2 rRNA genes are annotated in these 4,861 nt (G+C 54.9%); both read left to right on the forward strand.

Annotated elements, in window-relative coordinates:
- Positions 1-262: 262 nt before the first annotated feature.
- Positions 263-1,781, forward strand: a 16S ribosomal RNA gene (locus AB0F44_RS29945).
- A gap of 330 nt (positions 1,782-2,111) precedes the next feature.
- A 23S ribosomal RNA gene (locus AB0F44_RS29950) occupies positions 2,112-4,861 on the forward strand; the annotation flags it as partial.

A 4,861-nucleotide genomic window follows, 5' to 3' on the forward strand; every position in this document is an offset into this window, starting at 1 on the left:
AAGTTGGAACCCTTGCCTCACCGAAACCCCGACGAGAAGTTGCGGGTAAAAGTGTGTGCGTGTGTTCTTTGAGAACTCAATAGTGTGTCGATGAATGTCAGTGCCAATAATAATTATTGGTTCCAATCCTTCATGTACCCCCCGGTCGTGGAGGTTGGACATTTGAACAACAGCGAATCTTTTTGCTGGTGTTCGGTTTTGCTAGGTTTTCGGACTCTAGTTAGATAATTTTGATTGCACCTTCGGGTGTTTTCGAGAGTCTTCAACGGAGAGTTTGATTCTGGCTCAGGACGAACGCTAGCGGCGTGCTTAACACATGCAAGTCGAGCGGTAAGGCCCTTCGGGGTACACGAGCGGCGAACGGGTGAGTAACACGTGGGTGATCTGCCTTGCACTTCGGGATAAGCCTGGGAAACTGGGTCTAATACCGGATATGACCACGGAATGCATGTTCTGTGGTGGAAAGATTTATCGGTGCGAGATGGGCCCGCGGCCTATCAGCTTGTTGGTGAGGTAACGGCTCACCAAGGCGACGACGGGTAGCCGACCTGAGAGGGTGACCGGCCACACTGGGACTGAGACACGGCCCAGACTCCTACGGGAGGCAGCAGTGGGGAATATTGCACAATGGGCGCAAGCCTGATGCAGCGACGCCGCGTGCGGGATGACGGCCTTCGGGTTGTAAACCGCTTTTGACAGGGACGAAGCGCAAGTGACTGTACCTGTAGAATAAGGACCGGCCAACTACGTGCCAGCAGCCGCGGTAATACGTAGGGTCCGAGCGTTGTCCGGAATTACTGGGCGTAAAGAGCTTGTAGGCGGTTCGTCGCGTCGTTTGTGAAAACTTGGGGCTCAACCTTAAGCTTGCAGGCGATACGGGCGGACTAGAGTACTTCAGGGGAGACTGGAATTCCTGGTGTAGCGGTGAAATGCGCAGATATCAGGAGGAACACCGGTGGCGAAGGCGGGTCTCTGGGAAGTAACTGACGCTGAGAAGCGAAAGCATGGGTAGCAAACAGGATTAGATACCCTGGTAGTCCATGCCGTAAACGGTGGGTACTAGGTGTGGGGCTCCTTCCACGGACTCCGTGCCGTAGCTAACGCATTAAGTACCCCGCCTGGGGAGTACGGCCGCAAGGCTAAAACTCAAAGAAATTGACGGGGGCCCGCACAAGCGGCGGAGCATGTGGATTAATTCGATGCAACGCGAAGAACCTTACCTGGGTTTGACATACACCGGAAACCTGCAGAGATGTAGGCCCCCTTGTGGTCGGTGTACAGGTGGTGCATGGCTGTCGTCAGCTCGTGTCGTGAGATGTTGGGTTAAGTCCCGCAACGAGCGCAACCCTTATCTTATGTTGCCAGCGCGTAATGGCGGGGACTCGTGAGAGACTGCCGGGGTCAACTCGGAGGAAGGTGGGGACGACGTCAAGTCATCATGCCCCTTATGTCCAGGGCTTCACACATGCTACAATGGCCGGTACAGAGGGCTGCGATACCGCGAGGTGGAGCGAATCCCTTAAAGCCGGTCTCAGTTCGGATCGGGGTCTGCAACTCGACCCCGTGAAGTTGGAGTCGCTAGTAATCGCAGATCAGCAACGCTGCGGTGAATACGTTCCCGGGCCTTGTACACACCGCCCGTCACGTCATGAAAGTCGGTAACACCCGAAGCCGGTGGCCTAACCCCTTGTGGGAGGGAGCCGTCGAAGGTGGGATCGGCGATTGGGACGAAGTCGTAACAAGGTAGCCGTACCGGAAGGTGCGGCTGGATCACCTCCTTTCTAAGGAGCACATCTACACAAACACTCTCGAATAGTCGAGAGTGGTTGTGTCAGAGACCGTTTAGTTCCCTTTCGTGGAACTGCGGACGCTCATGGGTGGAACGCTGACAAACTCATCGCACTCGGTGGAAGCAATGTCTTTCACCGCGGTGATATACCGACACACTATTGGGTCCTGAAAGAACACGCGAAAGTGTTTTTTCATGGCAAAACAAACGATCCGCTCGGATCTTCGAGACATTGCCGGCCGTAAGGCTGAGTCAATCTCGGAACATGTTCTCGAGCGGGTGTGTTGTTTGAGAACTGCACAGTGGACGCGAGCATCTTTGTTAGTAAGTGTTTAAGAGCGTACGGTGGATGCCTTGGCACCAGGAGCCGATGAAGGACGTAGGAGGCTGCGATAAGCCTCGGGGAGCTGTCAACCGAGCTGAGATCCGAGGATTTCCGAATGGGGAAACCCAGCACGAGTGATGTCGTGTTACCCGCATCTGAATATATAGGGTGTGTGGAGGGAACGTGGGGAAGTGAAACATCTCAGTACCCACAGGAAGAGAAAACAACAGTGATTCCGTGAGTAGTGGCGAGCGAAAGCGGATGAGGCTAAACCAGTTAGATGTGATAGACGGCAGTCGTTGTCTAGCTGGGGTAGTGGGATCATTCTTCTCAACTCTGCCGAGTTGAGCAACAGTAAGAAACCAAGTGGTTAGTTGAAGTGGTCTGGAACGGCCTGCCATAGACGGTGATAGTCCGGTAAACGAAAACTTCTTGGCTGTTGTGGATGTCTCCCGAGTAGCAGCGGGCCCGTGAAATCTGCTGTGAATCTGCCGGGACCACCCGGTAAGCCTGAATACTCCCTGGTGACCGATAGCGGACTAGTACCGTGAGGGAAAGGTGAAAAGTACCCCGGGAGGGGAGTGAAATAGTACCTGAAACCGTGCGCTTACAATCCGTCAAAGCCTTCGCACTCTTGAGTGTGTGGGGTGATGGCGTGCCTTTTGAAGAATGAGCCTGCGAGTCATCGGTGTGTGGCGAGGTTAACCCGTCGAGGGGTAGCCGTAGCGAAAGCGAGTCTGAATAGGGCGAACATAGTCGCACATTATGGACCCGAAGCGGAGTGATCTACCCATGGCCAGGGTGAAGCGACGGTAAGACGTCGTGGAGGCCCGAACCCACTTAGGTTGAAAACTGAGGGGATGAGCTGTGGGTAGGGGTGAAAGGCCAATCAAACTCCGTGATAGCTGGTTCTCCCCGAAATGCATTTAGGTGCAGCGTCACGTGTTTCACATCGGAGGTAGAGCTACTGGATGGCCTAGGGGGCCCACAAGCTTACCGAAGTCAGCCAAACTCCGAATGCCGGTGTGTGAGAGCGTGGCAGTGAGACTGCGGGGGATAAGCTTCGTAGTCGAGAGGGAAACAGCCCAGATCGCCGGCTAAGGCCCCTAAGCGTGTACTAAGTGGAAAAGGATGTGGGGTCGCTTAGACAACCAGGAGGTTGGCTTAGAAGCAGCCACCCTTGAAAGAGTGCGTAATAGCTCACTGGTCAAGTGATCCTGCGCCGACAATGTAGCGGGGCTCAAGTACACCGCCGAAGCCGCGGCATTCACACAATAGCCCGTCTGTTTCTTCGGGAACAGGCCAGGTGTGTGGATGGGTAGGGGAGCGTCCTGTGGCCGTGGAAGCAGCAGTGTGAACTAGCTGTGGAGGCCACGGGAGTGAGAATGCAGGCATGAGTAGCGAAAGACGAGTGAGAAACTCGTCCGCCGAATGACCAAGGGTTCCTGGGCCAGGTTAATCCGCCCAGGGTGAGTCGGGACCTAAGGCGAGGCCGACAGGCGTAGTCGATGGACAACGGGTTGATATTCCCGTACCCGTGTATCCGCGCCCAATGCTGAATCAGTTGTGCTAAGTATCCAAATGTTGTCTTACCGAGCCTTCGGGCGAGGGGGATGACGGCTGCATACGACCCTGGCTGTAGTAGGTAAGCGATGGGGTGACGCAGGAAGGTAGCTGGGCCAGGTGATGGAATACCTGGTGTAAGCGTGTAGGGCGTTGTGTAGGCAAATCCGCACAGCATATAGCCTGAGACGTGATGCGTACCCGTTGAGGGGAATTCAGTGATCCTATGCTGCCGAGAAAAGCCTCTAGCGAGCTGGTACACGGCCCGTACCCCAAACCGACACAGGTGGTCAGGTAGAGAATACTAAGGCGATCGAGAGAACTGTGGTTAAGGAACTCGGCAAAATGCCCCCGTAACTTCGGGAGAAGGGGGACCACATCTGGTGAACGGATTTACTCCGGGAGCTGGGTGGGGTCGCAGAGACCAGAGAGAAGCGACTGTTTACTAAAAACACAGGTCCGTGCGAAGTCGTAAGACGATGTATACGGACTGACGCCTGCCCGGTGCCGGAAGGTTAAGAGGACCGGTTAGCCTGTAAGGGCGAAGCTGAGAATTTAAGCCCCGGTAAACGGCGGTGGTAACTATAACCATCCTAAGGTAGCGAAATTCCTTGTCGGGTAAGTTCCGACCTGCACGAATGGCGTAACGACTTCTCTGCTGTCTCAACCACAGACTCGGCGAAATTGCATTACGAGTAAAGATGCTCGTTACGCGCGGCAGGACGAAAAGACCCCGGGACCTTCACTATAGCTTGGTATTGGTGTTCGGTACGGTTTGTGTAGGATAGGTGGGAGACTGTGAAGCTCGGACGCTAGTTCGGGTGGAGTCGTCGTTGAAATACCACTCTGATCGTATTGGACTTCTAACCTCGGACCATGATCTGGTTCAGGGACAGTGCCTGGTGGGTAGTTTAACTGGGGCGGTTGCCTCCCAAAATGTAACGGAGGCGCCCAAAGGTTCCCTCAGCCTGGTTGGCAATCAGGTGTTGAGTGCAAGTGCACAAGGGAGCTTGACTGTGAGACTGACAGGTCGAGCAGGGACGAAAGTCGGGACTAGTGATCCGGCACCGGCAAGTGGAAGCGGTGTCGCTCAACGGATAAAAGGTACCCCGGGGATAACAGGCTGATCTTCCCCAAGAGTCCATATCGACGGGATGGTTTGGCACCTCGATGTCGGCTCGTCG

The sequence above is a fragment of the Nocardioides sp. NPDC023903 genome, from assembly GCF_040639295.1.
Classification (GTDB): Bacteria; Actinomycetota; Actinomycetes; order Propionibacteriales; family Nocardioidaceae; genus Nocardioides.